This window comes from Kitasatospora sp. MAP12-44 (genome assembly GCF_029892095.1).
In the GTDB taxonomy this organism is placed as follows: domain Bacteria; phylum Actinomycetota; class Actinomycetes; order Streptomycetales; family Streptomycetaceae; genus Kitasatospora.
On the sequence record NZ_JARZAE010000004.1, the window covers coordinates 8252080 to 8272292 of the forward strand.

A 20213-nucleotide genomic window follows, 5' to 3' on the forward strand; every position below is an offset into this window, starting at 1 on the left:
CCCCCGCCCCGATCCCAGGAGAACAGCCATGACCAACGCCCCGACCGTCCAGCGCGAGATCCAGCTGGCATCCCGTCCTGTCGGTGAGCCCACCGCCGAGAACTTCGCCCTCGTCGAGAGCGCGATCCCGCAGCTCGGCGAAGGTCAGCTGCTGGTGCGCAACACCTGGATGTCCGTCGACCCCTACATGCGCGGGCGGATGAACGCGGGCACCGGTTCCTACATCGCCCCCTTCGACCTCGGGGCGCCGCTGAGCGGCGGCGCGACCGGCACCGTGGTGGCCTCGCGGGCCGCCGCCGTCCCGGTCGGCACTGCCGTGCTGCACCAGCTGGGTTGGCGCGAGTACGCCGTGGTCGACGCCGCGGCGGTCATGCCGATCGACGTCTCGCTCGCCCCGGCCTCCGCGTACCTCGGCGTGTTGGGCATGCCCGGTCTGACGGCCTACGCCGGCCTGACCGAGGTGGCACCGGTGGCCAAGGGCGACGTCGTCTTCGTCTCCGGCGCCGCCGGAGCGGTCGGCTCGGTCGCCGGGCAGATCGCCCGCCTGCTCGGCGCCTCGCGGGTCATCGGCTCGGCCGGCGGGCCGGAGAAGGCGAAGAAGCTCGTCGAGGACTTCGGCTTCGACGCCGCCATCGACTACCGGGCCGGCTCGCTGGCCGAGCAGCTCGCCGAGGCCGCCCCCGACGGCATCGACGTCTACTTCGACAACGTCGGCGGCGACCACCTGGAGGCCGCCATCGGCGCGATGCGCCCGGGCGGGCGGATCGCCCTGTGCGGGGCCATCAGCCAGTACAACGCCACCGAGCCGGTCCCGGGCCCGCGCAACCTGGTCGCCGTGATCGGCAAGCAGCTCACCCTGCGCGGCCTGCTGGTCGGCAGCTACTACCACCTCGCCCCGCAGTACGCACAGTTGGCGGCCGGCTGGCTCGCCGACGGCGCGCTGCGCACCGAGGAGACCGTGCTGGACGGCATCGACCGCGCCCCCGAGGCCTTCCTTGGCATGATGCGTGGGGCGAACACCGGCAAGATGCTCGTCCGCCTGGCCGACTAGCCACGGCAGCTGGACCAGGCATGGCGGCTGGTGTCGGCGGCTGGTCGCTGGTCAGGGGATCAGCACGATCTTGCCGCGGGTGTGCCCCTGTTCCAGCTGCTCGAACGCGGCGCGCACCTCGGCCAAGGGGAACTCCGCAGCGATCGGAACCTCCAGCACCCCGGCCGCGACCAGCGCTGCCAGCTCCGCCAGGACGGCGGTGCTGGCAGCCGCCGCACTGCCCTCGACCTTCACCCCGTACTCCTCGGCGGCGGCGAAGTCGATGATCGTGTCGATCCGGGACGGGTCCACGCCCAACTCGTCGATCGCGAGCTTCACATAGCCCGCGCCGTGGGTGTCGATGAACGCGTCGATCTGCCCCGAGTCCGTCGCTCCGACCGGCTTGGCCGCCGCGCGCAACCGGTCCGCCAGACCGTCGCCGTAGGCGATCGGTGTGACCCCGTGCGCGATCAGCCAGTCGTGGTTCGCCGCACTGGCGATCCCGAGCACCTCGGCCCCGGCGTGCTTGGCCAGTTGGACCACCAGGGAGCCCACGCCGCCCGCAGCCCCGGACACCACGACGGTGTCGCCCGGCCGCAGCGACACCGAGCGCACGGCGGCGTAGGCCGTCGTCCCGGCGACGAACAGCGAGCCGGCGACCTGCCAGGGGACGCCCGCCGGTTTGGGCGTCAGGTTGCCGGCCTCGACGGCCACGAACTCGGCGTGGCTGCCCCGCCCATGGGTGAACCCGATGACCTCGTCACCGACGGCGACGCTCGTCACCCCGCTGCCCACCTGCTCGACGACCCCCGCCAGGTCACTGCCCTCGCCGGACGGGAAGGTGGCCGGCCAGACCGCGTGCAGCGCCCCCGAACGGATCTTCGCCTCGCCGGGATTGATCGACGCGGCCTTGACCCTGACCCGGACCTCACCCGCACCCGGCTCGGGCAGCGGCACCTCCGCCACCCGCAGGACGTCGATCCCGCCGTACTCGTTGAACCGCACTGCCTTGGGCATGGTCCGCTCCTCCGCTGTGTTGCCTCTCCGCTGTGTCACCGATCTCCAGCTGCAACAGAGGACGAGCCCTGGCTATGCCGCCGGAGCGGGAGGATTCCCCCGATTGGCCGCATCGGCTGACTTCTGCCGCGTCCCGCTCGGTCGGAGTCCTGGTCGATAGGGCTGGCACCATCGCATGCAATCGGGAAAAGGATCGCCAAGTCGCCCTAAAAGTACAAAACGGGGCAATTCTTTTATTTTTGTTTTCCGGCTTACGGCCGACGGTAATGATGCTTTGCTGAACATCATTTGGTTCGACTGGGAAATCCACGGAGGAAACGATGAAGAAGCAGATTGTCGCCCTGGTGGTCGGCGTGGCCTGCGGCGTGTCGCTGCTGGTCGGCGGAGTCGTCCTGACGGCGGGTACGTCGGCCGCCCAGCCCGCCACTCAGCATGCGACGCCCCAGAGGGCCGCGTCCGGCGGCCCCTGCTGCTGACGACCTGCGGCCGGAACGGGCAGCGGGCGTGGTCCGGGTGCTCCTCGACGGCCTCCGTTATGGCGCCACCCACCCGCGGTCGCCGGGCGACCGCGGGTGGGTGGCGTCGGGGTGAGCTGGGTCAGGCCTTCTTGACCACGCTCGACTTGAGCTGCATGGGGCCGAAGCCGTCGATCCTGCAGTCGATGTCGTGGCCGTCGACTCCGTCGACCAGGCGGATGTTGCGGACCTTGGTGCCTGCCTTGATCCCGGAGGGGCTGCCCTTGACCTTGAGGGCCTTGACGACAGTGACGGTGTCGCCGTCGCTCAGCGCATTGCCGACGGAGTCCTTGACCACCCGCTCTGCGGAGGGGCTCGGGTCGTCCACGGCGGCCTCGGCGGGAGTCCACTCGTTGCCGCACTCCGGGCAGACCATCAGCGCGTCCAGCTCGTAGGTGTACTCGCTGGAGCACTTCGGGCACGGGGGCAGGTTCTCGCTCATCCGGCCAGCCTATCCGCCGCCAATCCCGCGTCACACCAGGTGGGGGGCCTCCTCCGGGTGCCGGAGGAGGCCCGAGCGACCGCCGTCTGAACAGCTCGTGGTCGCGGGTTCCCCGCTGCCGGCTCTACGCGACGCGCAGCTGCTGCCAGGCTGCCAGCTCCTGTATCTCGTGCCGCACCGCTTCGGTCATGGACGCGGTGAAGGCGACGTCCTCGTGCACGGCGTTCAGTACGAGCGTGCCGGCCTTGCGGTCCGCCACCGCGTCGACCTTCCCGATGAGCCGGTCCTCGTGCAGGATCGGCAGGGCGAAGTAGCCCCACCGCCGCTTGTCCTTGGGCTTGTACATCTCCAGCACGTACTCGAACTCGAACAGGTCCCGCAGCCGCCCGCGATCGTGCACCAGCCGGTCGAACGGCGACAGCAGGGCGGTCCGCCCGGCGAAGGGCTGGTCGAGTGCGGCAGGGTCGACCCGCCAGGTGCCGGCGACGCCCTCGACGACCGCCTCTTCCCCCGCCTCGCCGACGTCGCCCGGCTCGCTGGGAGACCCGGCCGCGCGGGCGCGCTGGATCCCCAGCGACCGCAGGCGCCGCTCGCCCCGGAGCCTGCGCGCCTCCTGCGAGGGGACCTCGGGCGCGTCGGCCGGATACACCCGCTCGGCCAGGTCCCACAGGCGCTGCCGCCCCTGGCGGCCGGCGATGGCGACCTCGCCGCGCAAGTGCAGGATCTCCAGCAACTGCGTGACGTTGCGGTTGTTCGTCCACCCGCTCGACGGCCACGCCACCGCGCTGGTGTCCGGAATGTCCCGCGACAGCAGGGGGCCTGACGAACCGAGCAGGTCGAGGACGTCGCGTCGGAACCGCCCGTTGGCCGCCAGCCACCCGCGCGACTTCTCGCGCTGGGGCGGGCCCTTCATATCGGCGAGGTACAGCGGCAGATCCTCCATCGGCCGCACCATCGCGTTGAACTCCCAGAGCGTCCGGTCCTGTTCGAGGCCCTGCTGGAGCTGCTCAGCCCGATACGCCGAGCCCAGGCGACTCCAGGCGACCAGGTCCGCGCTCGGCGCGACGGCGGCCGTCGGGTCGATCTGCAGCAGGGTCAGCCGGCGGACGACCGTGAGCAGGTCGGTGGGCCGCCCCGCGTCCAGCAGTTGGGCCCGGACGGCGATGCGTCGTGCCTGCGCACGATCGAGTCGGTGAAGTGCCATGGCCGCAGGCTATCGACCACCACTGACAGTTCTGATGGAGGTCTGCTGCTGCGGCCGGAGGCGGAGGCGGGGGCGGGGGAGGGGAGGGGAGGGGGCCCTCGTTGTTCGATTGTCTGCGGGGACCGCTAGCGTTCCCGTCATCGCCGCACCGAGGTGTCGTATTCCCTCGGGCTGCGCGGCTTTCTGACGACGACACGACACAGCACAGCACGAGACGAGACGGGATTCGATGGCGATGGGTTGGCTTGCGGCGGGTGAGGGCTACGAAGTCGCCCTGGTGGAGGGCCGGGTGACGGCGCGGTCGACCGGCGGCCGGTCCGCCGGTCGGCAGTTGAAGACGCTGCCGAAGGCGGTCCGGGAGCATCCCGAGGCGGACCGGCTGAGCCGGCTCGCGCAGTGGCTGGAGCGCCACGCCGCGTCCTGCGCCGCGCAGGTGGACGCCTGGATGGTGTCGTCGCTGCCGGTGCCGACCGCGCTGCTGGGCCGGCTCTGGCCGGACGAGGCCTGGCAGGCGGCGCTGCGCGACCTGGCCGTGCTGGGCGACGACCCCGACGAGGTCGGAATCCTCCGGGACGCCACCCCCGAGGGGGAGTTGCGGCTGGTGAACCTCGACGGCGAGACGGTGCGGATCTCCCCCTCCCTGGTCACCCTGCCGCACCCGGTGCTGCTCCCCGACCTCGACGACCTGCGGGAGTTCGCCGCCGAGCTCGGCGTCACGCAGGCGGTCGACCAGATCCACCGGGCGGTCTGGCGCAAGCCGGACGGCCTCGCCGAAAAGGCGACCGAGGTCCAGGACTTCGCCGGCGGCAGGTTCCCCTCCCGGTTCGGCCTCGCCGGGCGGGCCACCTCACTCGGCTACCGGGTCTCGGGCGGCTACGCCACCTGCCGGGTGCGGGACGGCGGGCAGAGCAGCGAGGCGGCGGTGTGGATCGGGGAGCCGTACTGGGACGGCGACACGCAGACCGGCAGCCTCGGCTGGCGTGACCTGGACGGTCGGACGATCGCGCTGCGCGACGTCGGAGCGGTCGCCTGGTCGGAGGGAATGCGGATGGCCGCTGCGCTGCACGCGGGCCGCACGGTCGAGGAGGGCAAGGACGCATGACTGACACCGACCTGATGGCGGACCTGATGACCGAGCGCCAGGCCGTCGACCTGCTGCACGCCGGCGCGGTGCTGCCGCCCGGCACGCGCGGCGCCGGCGAGCGCGCGGTGCCGCTGACCGCGCGCAGCTACCGCCACCCGGCGCTGCACGACCGGGTCGTGGTGCGCCTGGTCGCCGCCGAGCTGGGCGCGGCCGAGGACGTGGCCGCCGGCTACCTCGGTCTTGAGCCGGCCGTCGAGCCGGTCGAGGTCGGCCTCGGCCTGCGCCAGGCGCTGGGCTTCCCCGAGTGGGTGCTCGCCCACCACCCGGCGGACGGCCACCACGCGCTGGGCCTGATGCCGGAGTTGGAGCGGATCGCCCGCCAGGCGCGGACCAAGCCGAAGGCCGCCCTGGAGGCGTACCAGCAGCTCGCCGCGCAACTGGGCACCGCCGTACCGCACTTCCTGCCCACCTTCTACGAGCAGGCCGGCCGGGTCTTCCTCGCCCTGGAGAACGCCGGCTACGCCGCGCAGCTGTTCGGCCGGGCCCGCCGGGTGGAGGCCGAGCACGGCCTGGCGCTGGACGAGGACCGGCTGGACGCCGTCTTCCTGGAGTTCGCGCTGGCCGGCGCGCTGCCCGTCAAGGTGCTCTCCGGCTACGCGAGGGAGCTCGCCGCCCGGGTGCCGGCGGACCAGGCCTTCGAACGGTTCCGGCTGCTGTGCCTGCGCCGGACGGCGGGCGGTCTGCCGCCGTCCGCGCAGATGGCCACCGACCTGCGCCGGCTGGCCCGGGCCGCGGGCAGCGACCCGGACCTCGCGGAGGGCGCCTACCTGACCGAGCTGCTGGCCCTGCCGGCGACCCTGCGCGCCCCCGCCGGCTGGTGGCGCGGCCACCGCCAGGCCCTGGTGGCCCTGGCCCGGCGGGAGCGCACCTTGCGCGGGGCGCTGCTGGACCTGATGCCCGGCGACGACGACGAGGATCTGCCCGCCCTGTGGCTGGAGGTGCTGATGGAGTCCGGCGCCGCCGACGGGCTGTGCGACGGCGCGCTGCCGGCCGCCGAGCGGCCGGCCGCCGAGCGGCCGGCCGACGGCACGGCCGGCTGGTTGGAGCGCTTCCTCGCCTGGCGCGGAGCGCGCTGGAACCGGGTCTGCCGCATCGAGGCGCTCTACCCGCTGGTGGAGCGGATGGCCGGCCTCCTGCACACCGAACTCGCCTGCGGCGGTGGCTCGGTGCGCGTCACCGACAGCGATGTCGATCTGCTGGACCTCCTGCTGGCGCTGGGACTGCCGGTCGCCGACCCCGCGGACACGTGCACGCTCCGGCTGGAGGAGTGGGCCCTGCAGGAGGACCGGCGCGACCTGCTCGCGCTGGCGGCCGACGACCGGTTCGCTCCGGCGTTCCACCGCGGTGCGCTGCGGATCGGCGACGACCACGACGGCCGCACGGCGCTCGGCGTCCTGGCCCGCTCGCCCGGCGGCCGACCGCTGCTGGCGGGCTGGATGGCCGAGGTCGCCCGGCAGTCCTCGGCCACCGGGCTGCCGAACCTCCCCGACGCGCTGCGCCGGCTGAGCTGGCTGCCGGGCGAGGTCCTGGTGCTGGCGGAGCGGGAGGTGCGGGCGGCGGCCGAAACCGACCTGTCGACGGTGCTCGCCCGCACGCTGCGGGCCGGTGTGCTGGACGAGTTGGGCTGGCCGGCCTGGGAGGAGGCGGTGGCCTCGCTGGTCGCCCGCAAGGACGTCGAGGATCTGGTGGTCGCGGACGCCTGGCCGCACCTGGTCGTCGCCGGCCCCCAGCAGGCCCGGGTGATCGACGAGCGGGGCACCGTGCTGACGCACGATCTGCGGATCCCGGCCGGCGACAGCCGCCGCGACCCCGGCTTCCACTACGTGGACGGCTCGCTGCTCGTCCACTGGTCCTCGCGCCAGAACAACCATCAGCTCACCGGGTACTGGCACACCGCCGCCGACCGGGTGTTCACGCTGGCCGAGAACGCCTCCCCGCGCGGCACCCGGATGACCTTCCTCGGCACCATGCGCACCTACAGCCTGCCGCTGCCGGGCAGTGGCCGGGCCACCGGCGGCGGGGTCGTCCACGTCGGGGACACCGCCGTGCCGCCCGAGCGCGCGCTGATCGGCGACGGCACCTCGTTCTGGGTCTGGGCGCAGACGGCCGCCGACACCCGCGCCGGCTGGCACGAGTACGACCCCGCCACCGGCGCGCTCGGCCGCGCCTCGCTGCCCGGCTTCCTCGCCGACGCCCTGCGCGAGGCGCCGTCCGGCAGCACCCTGCGCTCCGGCTGGCTGCGGCCCCACCCGACGGCCGAGACCTCCCCCTGCGCGGCCCCGGTCGACGGGCTGCTCGGCTGGCGCACCGTGCGCCACCCCGACGGGACGGTCCGCGGCGAGGACCTGGGCGGACGCTCCGTCACCCTGCGCGAGGCCGTGCCGAACAGCATGGTGCTCTTCCCCGGCACCGACCAGCCGCAGGCCGTCGTCCGGGAGGGTTACAGCATCCGCCTGGTCGACCAGGACGGCGTGACCACCTCGGTGGCCCGCACCGACGACGCCCCCGGCGCGTTCGCCGAGGGCAGCCTGATCCTGCCCCCCGTCCGCTTCTGGCACTGCCTGCGCCCGCGCGATCCGCAGGGATCGGCCGCTCTGCGGCGGCTCGACGCCGAGACCGCCGCCGCACTGCTCAAGGCCGCCTGCGCGGCGGACGCGGCGAAGCCGGAGGCGCTGACGGCGGTGGTCCGCACGCCGCAGCCCGAGGCGCTGACAGCGGCGGTCCGCTCGCTGCTGCCCGAGGTCGGAGACGACGCGCTGGTGGCCGGCATCGCCGGGGTGCTGCGCTTCGCCGCCACCCAGCAGCAGGCGCTGGCCGGGGTCGCGCAGCGCCTGGCGGACAAGCTCGCCGGGATCGGTGAACCCTCCGCCGAGCCCACCGGTCCCACCGACCAGCAGCTGCGCGAGGCGCTGAACGGCCTCGGCTGCACCACCGGCTGGTCCGGGTCGAGCACCCGCTACATCAGCGAGCAGCTGGCCTTCCTCGCGGCGGCCTCCCGCGCGCAGGCCGTACCGGGCCTGCTGCACGTCGATGCTTCCGCCCTGCCGCACGAGTGCCTGGCCTGGACGGCGCTACCGGCGCTCGCCCCCGTCGTCGCCCTGCGCGCGGCCGTGACCAGCGAGTCGGCGGAGCACGAGGTGCTCCTCCAGCTGCTGCGCGAGCTGGACGGGCTCGGCCTGACCAGCGCCGAGGGGGCGGCCCGCTGGCGCCGGCAGCGGCTGCGCCTGACGGCCGGTCACCTGATCGGCGCCGACGGCTCGGTCCGCAACGGCAGCAAGGACGCCCTGCTGGCGCTGGGCGGCGGCGCGTTCCTGCTGTTCGCCGACTCCGAGGTGCTGACCGGCGGGGACACCGAGTCCACTGTGCTGCACCACGATCCCGCCGGGCTCTTCGCGGTCCCCGCGCCGTACTCGGTGCTCTCCTCGGAGCCCGTCGGCGGGCCGGTGGACGACCGGTCGGCCGCCGCGCTGGCCGAGGCGGCCGAGCGCGGCCCGGCGCCCTGGTTCCCGGCGGCGGCCGAGCGCTTTGCCGAGCTCACCGGGGTCTCCGGCGGCCTGGCGGGCCTGGTGGTCGCGGCGCTGCCGCAACTCGACTCCTACCAGCGCAACTTCCTGCCGCTCGCCACCCGCGCCCGGCTCGGCCTCAAGGTGGCCGACGCGGCCGTGGCGAAGGAGGAGCTGCGCGGCCTGGACGTGCCGCTGCGCCGGCGCCTGGTGGCGGCGCTGCTGCCCGCCGAGCCGGCCCGGCTGTGGAGCGAGGGCCCCGACGCGGACGCGGCCGCCGAGGTGTGGAACGCGGCGGTCGGGCGGCGGGCCGCAGTGCCCGAGGCGCTGCTCGCCGAGGCCGTCCGGGCGGTGCGCACCGGCTGGACGCCGATCCGCGCGCTGCCCGCGCTGCTGGACCCGGCCGGGACCGCGCAGTTGAGCCAGGACCTGGCCTGGACCGTCCGCCGCGACCGGTGCGTGCCCCTCGAGCCGAATCCCGATGCCTTCACCGCCGACACCCTGCTCGGCACGGTGGCACTGACGGCCTGGCTCGCCCACCGGCTGCCGGCCGGCGACCCGGTCCGCGCGGCGCTCCCGGCGGCGCTGGCCGCGCTGCGGGCCCGGCTGGCCAACCCCGAACTGCTGCTCGACCTCAACCGGTTCGTCAGCCTGACGGCCTTCCAGCAGGTGGCGGGCGCGCCGACCGAGACCGGCGAGGGCTACGAGCGCTACGGCGCGGTCGTGCTGGCCACCCACGACCTGCAGCCCGCTCCGGGCATCCGCACGGCGCTGCTGGACTCCGCCGGGCAGGACCCGTACCTGCCGGTGCTGCGGCCGCAGAGCGCGGTGCCGCTGCCCGCCGAGGTCGCGCTGCGGCTCTGCCACTCGGCGGCCTTCGCGGCGCAGCTCGCCGACCCGGGGGAGCCGGCGGGGGGTGCGCGCGGCGCCGACGGCACCTGGTGGCCGCAGAACCCGTCCCACTCGGTGCCGGACCTGGTGGGAGCGGTCGCGGCCGAGCACGGCCTGGGGCAGGACGCCGCCGCCGTCTACCTGATGCTGCTGGCGATGCCCGATCCGACCGACCGCAACACCGCGCGCTGGACCGGCTGGCGACCGGCCCGGCTCAAGGCCGCCCGGGCCGAACTGGTCGCCACCGACCTGGTGGTGGAGGCCTCCCGCAGCCGGGCCGGCCGCTCGCTCTTCCTCCCCGGCGGCTGGGCGGAGCTGCGCTCGCCGATCCTGCCGCTGGAGCTGTGGAAGCTGCCGCTGCTGGAGGAGATCGGCGGCCGCGGTGCACCGCTGGACCTCCTGGTGCCCACCAGGCCCGCCGAGGCGCTCTACCGCAGAGCCTGGCAGCGCCTGCTCGACGGGGACCTGCCGCGCTTCGAGGAGCTGAAGGCGCGGCGCGGCCGACGCCGCTGACCGCCCGGGCCCGTCCCGTCCCCAGCCTGAACACCCGAACACCTGAAAACCTGAAGGACCGCGATGCCCAAGACCGCCGAACAGCCGGCACCCCGGCAGCTGCTGCCCGCCGAGGAGCGCCACGCCGCCGAACTCGCCTTCCTCGCCGCCCACGACGACGGGCCCCGACCGCCCGGCTGGGTGCTCACCCCGAGTGCCGTGGTGACCTTCGTCTGCGGCAGCGAGGGCCAGGCCCTCACCCTGGCGCCGCGCCGCCGCAAGGACGGCGAACTCCCGGCCAAGCTGGTGATCGCGCCGAAGTTCGTCGGCGAACGCGCCCTGGTGGAGCGCTGCGTGGTCACCCTGGCCGGTGAACGCGGGCTGCTGCTCGTCGGCGAGCCCGGCACCGCCAAGTCGATGCTCTCCGAACTGCTCGCCGCCGCGGTCAGCGGCACCAGCGACCTCACCGTCCAGGGCACCGCCGGCACCACCGAGGACGCCTTCCGCTACGGCTGGAACTACGCGCTGCTGCTCGCCCAGGGCCCGACGCCGCAAGCCCTGGTCGCCTCACCGGTGATGACCGCGATGCGGACCGGGCGGGTGGCCCGGATCGAGGAGATCACCCGCTGCCTGCCCGAGGTGCAGGACGCGCTGGTGTCGATCCTCTCCGACCGCCGGCTGAGCGTGCCCGAGCTCGCCGGCACCGCGGACTCCTTCGTGGCGGCCGCGCCCGGCTTCACCCTGGTCGCCACCGCCAACCTGCGCGACCGTGGCGTGTCGGAGATGTCGGCCGCGCTCAAGCGCCGCTTCAACTTCGAGACCGTCCACCCGATCGCCGACGCCGAGGCCGAGATGTCGCTGGTCCGCGGCCAGGCCACCGCCGCCGTGCAGCGGGCCGGCGCCGCCTTCGGCGTGGACGACGCCGTCCTCGACGTGCTGGTCACGGTCTTCCGGGACCTGCGCACCGGACGCTCCGCCGAGGGCTGGGACGTCGAGCGGCCCGGCACGGTGATGTCCACCGCCGAGGCCGTCAACGTCGCCTCCTCGCTCGGTCTCGCCCGCGCGTACTTCGCCGGCGCCGACGTCCTGGACCTGGTGCCCGGGCACCTGCTCGGCGCCGTCCACAAGGACGACCCGGCCGACCACGGCCGGCTGCTCGGCTACTGGGACGGGCCGGTGCGCCGCCGCGCCGAGGACGGCTCCGCGCTCTGGCGCCGCCTCTGGGACCTGCGGGAGAGCCTGCGGTGAGCGCCGCACCCAGCCCCGGACCCAGCGCCGCACACCTCGACGCAGCTATCGACCCAGCTATCGATGCAGCTGTCGACCCGCGGGAGGCGGTGGCCGCGCTCGCCGCGTGTGCGCGGCCGTACCTGATCGGCGTGCGGCACCACAGCCCGGCGCTCGCCGCCGTCGTGCCCGCGCTGCTGGAGGCCGCCGACCCGCAGGTGCTCTGCGTCGAGCTGCCGTCCGACTTCCAGCACTGGCTGCCCTATCTGGCGGACCCGGAGACGACCGCGCCGGTGGCCCTGGCCGGGACGGACGAGAGCGGGCGGTTGGGCTTCTACCCGTTCGCCGACTTCTCGCCCGAGCTCGCCGCGATCCGCTGGGCCCACCGGCGCGGCGTCGAGGTGCGCTGCTGCGACCTGCCGATGGCCGACCCCGACTGGTCGGCCCCCGAATCGGACCAGCCGCAGCCCGGTCCGACCGCCGATCTGCTGTACGGCGACGCGCTGAGTGCCGCCGGCACCGGACGCGACGGCGACGACCTGTGGGACCGGTCGGTCGAGGTACGGGCCCCCGGCAGCACGCCGGAGGCCGTCCGGCGAGCCGCGCTCGCGGTCGGCTGGGCGCTTCGGCGCGACACCGCCGCCCGGGGCGGAGTGTCCGCCGGCGACCTCGCGCGGGAGGCGCGGATGCGCGCCGTGATCGCCGAGGCGGCGGCCGGCGGGCGGCGGGTGGCGGCGATCGTCGGCGCCTTCCACGGGCCCGCGCTCGTCGGCTCTCCCGTCACCACGTCTCCCGTCACCACTTCGTCCGTCGTCCCGGTGGCATCCGTCACCACCTCGCTCGTCCCCTACACCTTCGGCCTGCTCGACTCGCGCTCCGGCTACCCGGCCGGGATCCGCGACCCGAAGTGGCAGCAGGCGGTGCTCACCGCGCAGGGCGACCCCGAGCGGGTACGCGACGCCGCCGCCCGGGCGATCACCGAGCTGTGCCGCGAGCTGCGCGCCGCGGGCCACACCGCCGGCACCGGCGAGGCGGCCGAGACCCTGCGACTGGCCTGCGACCTCGCCCGGCTGCGCAACCTGCCCGCCCCCGGACGCGGCGAGCTGCTGGAGGCGGTGACCACCGTGCTCGGCCAAGGCGAGCCGCTCGGCCGCGGCCGAGCGCTGGCCCGGGCCCTGGAGACCGTCCTGGTCGGCGCCGACCGCGGCCGGACCGCCCCCGGTACGCCCCGCTCCGGGCTCGGCCCCGCCGTCGAGGCCGAACTCGCCGACCTGCGGCTGCCCGGCCCCGACCAGCCCGAGGCGCGCGAGCTGCGCCTGGACCCGCTGCGCTCAGCCCTCGACGCGCGGCGCGAGGTCCTGCTGCAGCGCCTGCGGATCTGCGGCATCGGTTACGGCGAGCCGGTGGCCGTCGCCGCCGCAGGTGACGCCGGCGCCCTCACCACCCGGTGGCGGCTGGCCTGGACCCCCGCCGCCACGGCCCGGCTCGACCTCGCGGGCGTGCGCGGTGTGACGGCCGAACTCGCCGCCGCCGGCACCCTGCGCGAGAACGCCCACCGCCAGGCCGCCGAGGGCGGCCCCACCTGCGGCCAACTCCTGGACGCGCTGCGCCTGGCGGCCTGCTGCGATCTGCCCGCGCTGGTCGCCGAGCGGCTCGCCGAGGCGGCCGTGCTGCTGCCCGGCTCCGCCACCCTGCCCGAACTCCTCACCGCCCTGGACCTGTTGGAGTCCCTGAAGCGCGGACACCTGCCGGGCGCCGACCCGGCCGGCCGCGAGCAGGCCGGCGAACTCGCCGTCACCCTGCTGGACGCGGCGGTCCGCGGCCTGCCCGGCCTGGCCGGCAGCGACGACCCCGAGGACGCCGCCGCCCTGGTCGCCCTCGCCACCCGGGCCGGCGAGCAGCGCCTCGGCCTGCGCCTGGACGACGCGCTTGCCACCCTCGCCCGGACGGGCGCGCCGCTCGTCCAGGGCGCCGCACTGGCCGCCCGCGTGCTGCTCGACCTCGACGGCGCCGACACGCTGGGCACCCGCGCCGCCGGCTGGGTCGACACTGCGACCGGTCCGGACAGCCGCCGCCGGCTCGCCCGCCAACTGGCCGGTCTGCTCACCGCCGGGGGCCCGCTGCTCCAGGGCGCGCCCGCCGCCCTCGCCCCGCTGCTCGACCGGGTGGACCAGCTGCCCGACCGGGGTTTCCTGGACCGCCTGCCGGCGCTGCGCGGCGGCTTCGACGCCCTCACCCCCGCCGCGCGCGGCCGGCTCCTTCAGACCGTCACCGAACGCCTGGGCGAGCGCCCCGACTTGACGCTCACCGCCGCGCCGGAGCTGATCGCCCTGTGGACGGCCGCCGACGCCGCGGCCGCCGCGGCCCTGCGGGCGCTGCGGCTGCCGGGGTTGCGGGATCCCGACCTTGCCCCTGTCCCTGCTCCTGCCGCTGACCCCGTCCCCGTCCCCGTGCCGGCTCCCGCGCCGCTGCCACCGCCCGCCGACCGCCTCTCGCCCGCCGACCGCTGGCGCCTGCTGCTCGGCCGCGAGCCCGAGCGGCTGCCCTCGGGCGCCCGCCGCTACGCGCGCGCCCTCGACGAGCTCTACGGCGCCGGGCGCGGCGAGGGCGCCGCCGATCTGCCCGAGGGCGCAGCCGCCGGCGGCGGCCAGAAGGCCTCGTTCCCGACCGCCCGCGACTGGGCCGAGGAACTCGACGCCCTGTTCGGCGCGGACGTCCGCGAGGAGGTGCTCGGCCGTGCCGCCGAATCCGGCCGCACCGACGTCCTGGCCGAGCTCGACCCGGCGGCGGTGCGCCCGTCCGTGGAGCTGCTGACCTCCGTACTGAACCTGGCCGGCGGCCTGCCCGAACACCAACTGGCCAAGCTGCGCCCCCTGGTGCGCCGTCTGGTCGACGAGCTGGCCCGCGAGCTGGCGACCCGGCTGCGTCCGGCCCTGACCGGACTGGCCACGCCCCGGCCGACCCGCCGCCCCGGTGGTCGGCTCGACCTGCCGCGCACCCTGCGCGCCAACCTGGTGCACACCCGGCGGCTGGAGGACGGGCGCACCGTCGTCGTCCCCGAGCGGCCGGTGTTCGGCACCCGGGCCGGCCGGCAGGCCGACTGGCGGCTGATCCTGGTGGTGGACGTGTCCGGCTCGATGGAGGCCTCCGTCATCTGGTCGGCCCTGACCGCAGCCGTGCTGGGCGGGGTGCCGACCCTCTCCACGCACTTCCTGGCGTTCTCGACCCAGGTGCTTGATCTGACCGAGCGGGTCAGCGACCCGCTCTCCCTACTCCTGGAGGTCCGGGTCGGCGGCGGCACCCATATCGCGGCCGCGCTGGCCCACGCCCGGTCCCTGGTGAGCGTGCCCAGCCGCACGCTGGTGGTGGTCGTCAGCGACTTCGAGGAGGGCTACCCGATCGGCGGCCTGCTCGCCGAGGTCCGCGCACTCGCCTCCTCCGGTGCGCACCTGATGGGCTGCGCCGCACTGGACGACACCGGCAGCCCGCGCTACTCCGTGCCGGTCGCCCAGCAGCTCGTGGCCGCCGGCATGCCGGTGGCCGCCCTCAGCCCGCTCGCCCTCGCCCGCTGGGTCGGCGACCGCCTCCGCGGAGAGCCCCGATGACACCTGACCTCTCCATCTCCCTCCCGATCTCCCTCCCGCCGGTGGCACCACAGGTGGTCGCCGCCGCGGTCGAGGGCTTGACCTCCAGGCTGCGCAAGAAGCTGGACGACGCCATCCAGCAGTACGCCGCCCTGCCCGTCACCGCCCTGCCCGCTTCAGCGGCAGCGGACGGGGGCGGCGTCGCCGTCCGCTGCGGCGAGGACGCCGAGGTCACCCTGCTGCCCGGGCCCGACGGCGCCATCACCGACCCGGCGCAGGCGAGCTGCAGCTGCCTGCTCGCGCCGCGCTGCCTGCACCGCGCGGCGGTCCTGGGCGCCTGCCCGATCGCCGACAGCACCCCGCCCCCGCCGCCTCCCACCGCTCCCACCCCGCTCACGCCGCCACCCGCCACCGTCGTCCCGACCGCCGACCAGACCCACGCCGCCCGCGAGCTCTGGTCGGCCGCCGCGGCCGTCCTCGCCGCCGGCGTGCCCGCGGCCGGGGCGGTCCTGCAGGCCGAACTGCTGCGCGCCGCACACACCGCCCGGCTGGCCGGGCTCCACCGGGCCGAGGCCGCCGCCCTGCGGGTGGTCCGCGGACTGCGCGGCGCCCGGGCCCGGCAGGACGGCCACCGGCTCGCCGACCTGGTCACGGCGATCAGTGAACTCCTGCTCACCACCGGCTCGTTGAGCGCGAGCGAGGTCGACGCCGCGCTGCTGGGCACCGTGCGGCGCAGCTACCAGCCCGGCGGCTCGCTGCGCGTCCACGGGGTCTGCCGAGAGCCGGTGCTCACCGCGACCGGCTACGGCGGCGTGGTCACCCACCTGGTCACCGAGGACGGCCGCTGGTTCTCGGTCGCCGACGTCAAGCCGGGCGGCCCGGCCCGCGCCCGAGGGGCCGGTACGGCGCCGGTGGCGGTGGGCTCCGCCGCCCTGGACCACGCGCAGCTCTCCCGGGGCGGGCTGCTGGTCTCCGGCGCCACCGTCTCCGCCGACGGCCGACTCGGCTCGGGCGGCGGCGTGCGGGCCAACCCCGTGGCCGGTCTCGACTGGTCGACCGGCCCGCTGGCCGAACTCTTCGCCCGTCCGCTCGCCGAGGCCGCAGCCGAACGGCTCGCCGACGGGCCGCTCGCCGACCCCGAGCAGACCGGCCGGGTGCGCGGGCTGGTCGGCTGCGACCTGCTGGTCGTCGGCGCGCTGGCCGACTGCGTCCTCGCCCGAGAAGTCGACCCCGCCGACTTCTCGGGCAGCGGCCCGCTGATCCGGCTTCGCGCCGCCCACCCCCACCCCGACCTCGGCCACCGCGCGAACCTCGCCCAACTCGCCGCGCACCCCGGCGTCCTGATCCGCGTCCTGGGCAGGATCGACCCCGACCACGCCAGCACCCTGCGCCCGCTGGCGGTGGGCCCCGTACCAGGCGCCGAGCGGACCCTGCGGCTGCCGCCGGACTGGCAGGGCCGCGCCGACCTCGGCTACGACCGCCTCCAGGGCGTCCACTTCCCGCCGGCCGCCGGCCCCGCCGCCACCCCCACCGCACCGACCACCGCCGGCCCCGACCCGCTGGCCGACTCGCCGCTCTGGCGGGTGCGCCGACTGGTCGAACTCGCCGTCGCCGGCGGTCGCCGTGCCACCGCCGAGTCCGCCCGCAGCGGTGACCCCCGCTCCGACGCGGCCGCCCTGCGCCGGACCGGATTCCACACCGCCGCCGCACTGACCACAGCCCTGACCACCGAAGCCGACCGCCGCACCCGCGACACCTTCGGCCGCCTCGGCGACCCCGCCACCGACCGCTACGCCGCGAACTGGCTGGCCACCACCCTCCACCTCACCGCCGCCGAACGCGAACTGGTCCGCGCCACCTGGACCTCCCCGTAACGTCAGAGAAGTAGGAGGCCCAGCAGGGAGGAGGGGAACCAGCCCTCCAGGGAGCGCAGTTCGGGTTCGGTGGCGGGATGGGTTGCCAGGATGGCCTGGCGCACCTCGCCGCCCCCGTCGAGGGTGCTCATGCCGGCGCTGGCCAGCGTGATCGTGAGGCCGTCGCGCTGCAGGACGTACCGGTTCGCTCCGTCGGTCCAGAGGCCGCCCGGCTCCGGCAGGCAGGGGGTGAACGGGCTGCTGGTGAGGTTCTCGCCATCCGCGGACGGCAGAAGACGGCCGCAGGGGTCGCTGTAGCCCGAGGAGACCGTCTCGACGGCGGACTTGTCGAAGCCGTCGCTGATTCCGCCGGTGTTGTCCAGGTCCGCCTGGTCGCTGAGCACGAAGACTGCCCGATGCCCGTCCCCACTCATCCCGGTGATCTGCACATCCGGCGAGAGGACCGGCTGCAGCAGCGACCGGGACGGGATGCCGGTGCCGAGCAACAGGTCCCGGACCCCCAGCTCCTGCTGCATCGCCCGCAGCGGGAGCGCGAGCACGAACACGCCCAGCAGCGTGCCGACGGCCGCCAGCAGGGCGGCGCGTGAGCGCAGCACCACGGCGCCGGCCAGGGCGAAGGGCGGGAGGGCGAACACCAGCACGCTCAGCAGGCCGGGGCGGAAGGGCAGCAGCAGGGCCAGCCCGTGGAGGACGGCGAGGTCGAGCGCGATCAGCGCGGGTGCCAGCAGCCAGCGCCGCCTGGGGGCGGACGGCCGCAGGGCTTGGACGCCGAAGAAGAGCGCGGGCGCGATGGCCGCGAGTGTCACCGACAGGCGCAGGATCGCGAGGACACGCCCGTCCTCCGGGGAGTCGGAGTACTGGACACCGCTGCCGATGATCACCCAGGCCAACGACGGGAGGGCACAGGCTGCACCGAGGATGACGACCTGCCAGCGCCGGCTCGGGGCAGGCCGAGCCGGCGGGCGCCACTGCGCTGGGACCGCGTACGGATTGTGCGGTTCGACAGCGGCCATCGCTTCCCCCTGGTGTTCGGTGCCGATCCATCACTGGGACGAGCTCGCGCGGATCTTGGTTGCGGCAGGCAGGGGCAGGCGATCGGGTGGCCAGGGGCCGTTTCGTCAAGGTGTCGTCAAGGAGGGCGGCGTTCGCGTAGTCCGGGCGTCAAGGGCGGGGGCGGGTGGGGCGTGGTGGGGCTCCACTGGAGCTGCGGGCCGGACGTACCGGAATCCCCGCGCCCGGAAGGAGACGATCCGCCATGACCACCACCGAGGACGAACGCCGACTCGGACCGCTTGGTCAGCTCGGCCGCTTCGGCCCGCTGCGCCGGCCGGTGCCGGACGCGGTGCGGCGCGGTCTGCTGAGGGAGGCCGCCCCCGTCGTGGAGCAGGACGAGCAGGATGAGAGCGCCGACGCACCGGCCACCCTCCCGGTGGAGCAAGGACGCACCAGGGCGGCGCACTGCCGGATCGCCATGCAATACCTGGACTGAGACCCCCTGCCGTCCCCTGCCGTCCCCTCCCCACCTGATCTCACCCGATCCCCACCGGAGGTACCAGCCGTGAGCCACGCAGGCGCTCGATCGAAGGCGCGTGACGAGCACACCGTTCGCCATGTGCCGGTCCGGATCGTCGGATCCGTCCAAGTACTGCGACTGTTCCGGCAGCGCGACGGCAGCCGCTGTGCTGTCGCCTTCAGCTCGGCCCGAGCTCTGCACACGCTGCTCGGCGCCGACCAGGCGTCGGCCGAGCTGACCGAGCCCGCCCTGCGGGCGCTGATCGCTCCGCTCGGCGTCCGCCGCCTGGTCCTGGACCCCAAGCTCGTAGCCCCGCCGGTCACCGGCCACCCGGCCCGCGCCGCTGCCTCCCCGGCCCCCGCTTCCCCGGCTCCCGCCTCCCAGACTCCCGCATCCGCCGCTCTCAGCAGGAGCATCACCTCATGACGATCACGTCGACACTCCCGCGCGCAGCCCGGCCGACCAGCCCGGCGATCGGCAGCCCCTGGCCCGCGTCCGCCGTCCCGGGGCCCGCCGGCGAGGTACTGATCGGCGGGGTCGGCCTCGCCGAGGCCGCCGACCGCTTCGGCACCCCGCTCTACGTCCTGGACGAGACCGAGGTCCGAGCCCGCGCCCGGGCCTACCGCAGCGCCCTGCCGCACGCCGAAGTGCTGTACGCGGCAAAGGCGTTCCTGTGCAGCGCGATGGCCGCATGGGTGGCCGAGGAGGGGCTCGGGCTCGACGTCTGCTCGGCCGGCGAGCTGCGGCTGGCGGCCGCTGCCGGGTTCCCGCCCGAGCGGATCCTGCTGCACGGCAACGCCAAGAGCCCCGAGGAGCTGCGCCTTGCACAGCGGCTGCGGGTCGGGCGGATCGTCATCGACGGCCTCGCCGAGATCCCCCGGCTGGCCGCCCTCGCCATCGCGGACGCCCCGCAGCGCGTGCTGGTCCGGGTCCTGCCGGGTATCGCCGCCGGGCACCACGTCGCCGTGCAGACGGGAGTCGACGGGCAGAAGTTCGGGTTCCGGATCGCGGGCGGTGACGCGGCCGAGGCGATCAGCCGCATCGTGGCCCAGCCCGGCCTCGAACTCGCGGGCCTGCACTGCCACCTGGGTTCCCAGATCACCGAGGTCGAGCCCTATCTCGCCGCCCTCGACCGGCTGGTCGACCTGCTGGGCGAGATCCGCGACCGGCACGGCGTCGAACTCCCCGAGCTGGACCTCGGTGGCGGCCACGGCGTGCGCTACCTCCCCGAGGACCAGGAACTCGACCTGCCCGACTTCGCCGCCCGGGTGACCGAGCGCCTCGCCGCACGGTGCGCCGAGTACGGCCTCGCGGTGCCGCGCCTGCTGGTCGAGCCCGGCCGGGCGGTCGCCGCACCGGCCGGGGTCGCCGTCTACCGCGTGCTGTCGGTGAAGCACACCGCCGACGGCCGAACCTTCGCCGCCGTCGACGGCGGGATGAGCGACAATCCGCGCCCGGCGCTGTACGGCTCCGCGTACGCCGTACGCATGGTCGGCCGGGTCTCCTGCGCCCCGACTGCCGCCATCGACGTCGTGGGCCGCCACTGCGAGGCCGGCGACGTCCTCGCGCACAGTGCGGAGCTGCCGGCCGACCTGCGCCCGGGCGACCTGCTGGCCGTCCCGGCCGCCGGGGCGTACCAGCTGTCGATGGCCTCCGGGTACAACCTGGTCGGCCGGCCCGCGGTGGCAGCCGTCCGGGACGGGCGCGCCCGGCTGCTGATCCGCCGGGAGACGGTCGAGGACTTCCGGGCCCGCGAGGTCGGCCGCTGAGCCGCACG

The 20213-nt window shown here is 75.3% G+C and carries 14 protein-coding genes; 10 read left to right on the top strand and 4 right to left on the bottom strand.

What is annotated here, in order from left to right; translation table 11 throughout:
- The first annotated feature begins 28 nt into the window (after positions 1-28).
- Positions 29-1051, top strand: coding sequence for an NADP-dependent oxidoreductase (locus tag P3T34_RS37115; protein ID WP_280670818.1), 1023 nt, complete (start codon positions 29-31; stop codon positions 1049-1051).
- A 51-nt stretch (positions 1052-1102) separates the two neighbouring features.
- Here P3T34_RS37115 and P3T34_RS37120 read toward each other — a convergent pair whose 3' ends face one another.
- Entirely contained in the window at positions 1103-2047 is a 945-nt protein-coding gene (locus tag P3T34_RS37120) for an NADP-dependent oxidoreductase (RefSeq protein WP_280670820.1), read from the bottom strand.
- 320 nt (positions 2048-2367) lie between these two features.
- On the opposite strand from P3T34_RS37120, the gene P3T34_RS37125 reads away from it, so the two are divergent.
- Positions 2368-2523, top strand: a complete 156-nt coding sequence (locus P3T34_RS37125) for a hypothetical protein (RefSeq protein ID WP_280670821.1) — start codon at positions 2368-2370, stop codon at positions 2521-2523.
- A 121-nt stretch (positions 2524-2644) separates the two neighbouring features.
- Here the strand turns inward: P3T34_RS37125 and P3T34_RS37130 are convergent, their stop codons facing one another.
- Both P3T34_RS37130 and P3T34_RS37135 read right to left on the bottom strand, forming a co-directional pair.
- Positions 2645-3004, bottom strand: coding sequence for a zinc ribbon domain-containing protein YjdM (locus tag P3T34_RS37130; protein ID WP_280670823.1), 360 nt, complete (start codon positions 3002-3004; stop codon positions 2645-2647).
- A gap of 124 nt (positions 3005-3128) precedes the next feature.
- Positions 3129-4208 (bottom strand): crosslink repair DNA glycosylase YcaQ family protein, encoded by a 1080-nt coding sequence (locus P3T34_RS37135; RefSeq protein WP_280670825.1) that lies wholly within the window; start codon positions 4206-4208, stop codon positions 3129-3131.
- A gap of 235 nt (positions 4209-4443) precedes the next feature.
- On the opposite strand from P3T34_RS37135, the gene P3T34_RS37140 reads away from it, so the two are divergent.
- The 5 genes from P3T34_RS37140 (at position 4444) to P3T34_RS37160 (ending at position 16923) form a co-directional block, all read left to right on the top strand.
- Complete coding sequence (locus tag P3T34_RS37140; protein ID WP_280670827.1) at positions 4444-5310, top strand: DUF4132 domain-containing protein; 867 nt, start codon at positions 4444-4446, stop codon at positions 5308-5310.
- Entirely contained in the window at positions 5307-10259 is a 4953-nt protein-coding gene (locus P3T34_RS37145) for a DNA-binding protein (RefSeq protein ID WP_280670829.1), read from the top strand. The genes P3T34_RS37140 and P3T34_RS37145 overlap by 4 nt, the downstream gene beginning before the upstream one ends.
- Before the next feature lie 63 nt (positions 10260-10322).
- A complete protein-coding gene (locus tag P3T34_RS37150; protein WP_280670831.1) occupies positions 10323-11486 on the top strand; it encodes an AAA family ATPase in 1164 nt (387 codons plus the stop codon).
- A 59-nt stretch (positions 11487-11545) separates the two neighbouring features.
- Complete coding sequence (locus tag P3T34_RS37155; RefSeq protein ID WP_280672633.1) at positions 11546-15070, top strand: DUF5682 family protein; 3525 nt, start codon at positions 11546-11548, stop codon at positions 15068-15070.
- Positions 15067-16923, top strand: a complete 1857-nt coding sequence (locus P3T34_RS37160; RefSeq protein ID WP_280670833.1) for an SWIM zinc finger family protein — start codon at positions 15067-15069, stop codon at positions 16921-16923. The genes P3T34_RS37155 and P3T34_RS37160 overlap by 4 nt, the downstream gene beginning before the upstream one ends.
- 2 nt (positions 16924-16925) lie before the next feature.
- Here P3T34_RS37160 and P3T34_RS37165 read toward each other — a convergent pair whose 3' ends face one another.
- Positions 16926-17936, bottom strand: a complete 1011-nt coding sequence (locus tag P3T34_RS37165; protein ID WP_280670835.1) for a hypothetical protein — start codon at positions 17934-17936, stop codon at positions 16926-16928.
- A gap of 242 nt (positions 17937-18178) precedes the next feature.
- Between P3T34_RS37165 and P3T34_RS37170 the strand changes: the two genes are divergently transcribed.
- The 3 genes from P3T34_RS37170 (at position 18179) to lysA (ending at position 20205) form a co-directional block, all read left to right on the top strand.
- Positions 18179-18412: a hypothetical protein gene (locus P3T34_RS37170; RefSeq protein WP_280670837.1), complete on the top strand. Its 234-nt coding sequence runs from the start codon at positions 18179-18181 to the stop codon at positions 18410-18412.
- Positions 18413-18481: 69 nt separating this feature from the next.
- On the top strand, positions 18482-18862 hold the full coding sequence (locus tag P3T34_RS37175) for an SAV_915 family protein (protein ID WP_280670839.1): 381 nt from the start codon (positions 18482-18484) through the stop codon (positions 18860-18862).
- Positions 18859-20205, top strand: coding sequence for a diaminopimelate decarboxylase (gene lysA / locus P3T34_RS37180; RefSeq protein WP_280670841.1), 1347 nt, complete (start codon positions 18859-18861; stop codon positions 20203-20205). The genes P3T34_RS37175 and lysA overlap by 4 nt, the downstream gene beginning before the upstream one ends.
- Positions 20206-20213: the final 8 nt, after the last annotated feature.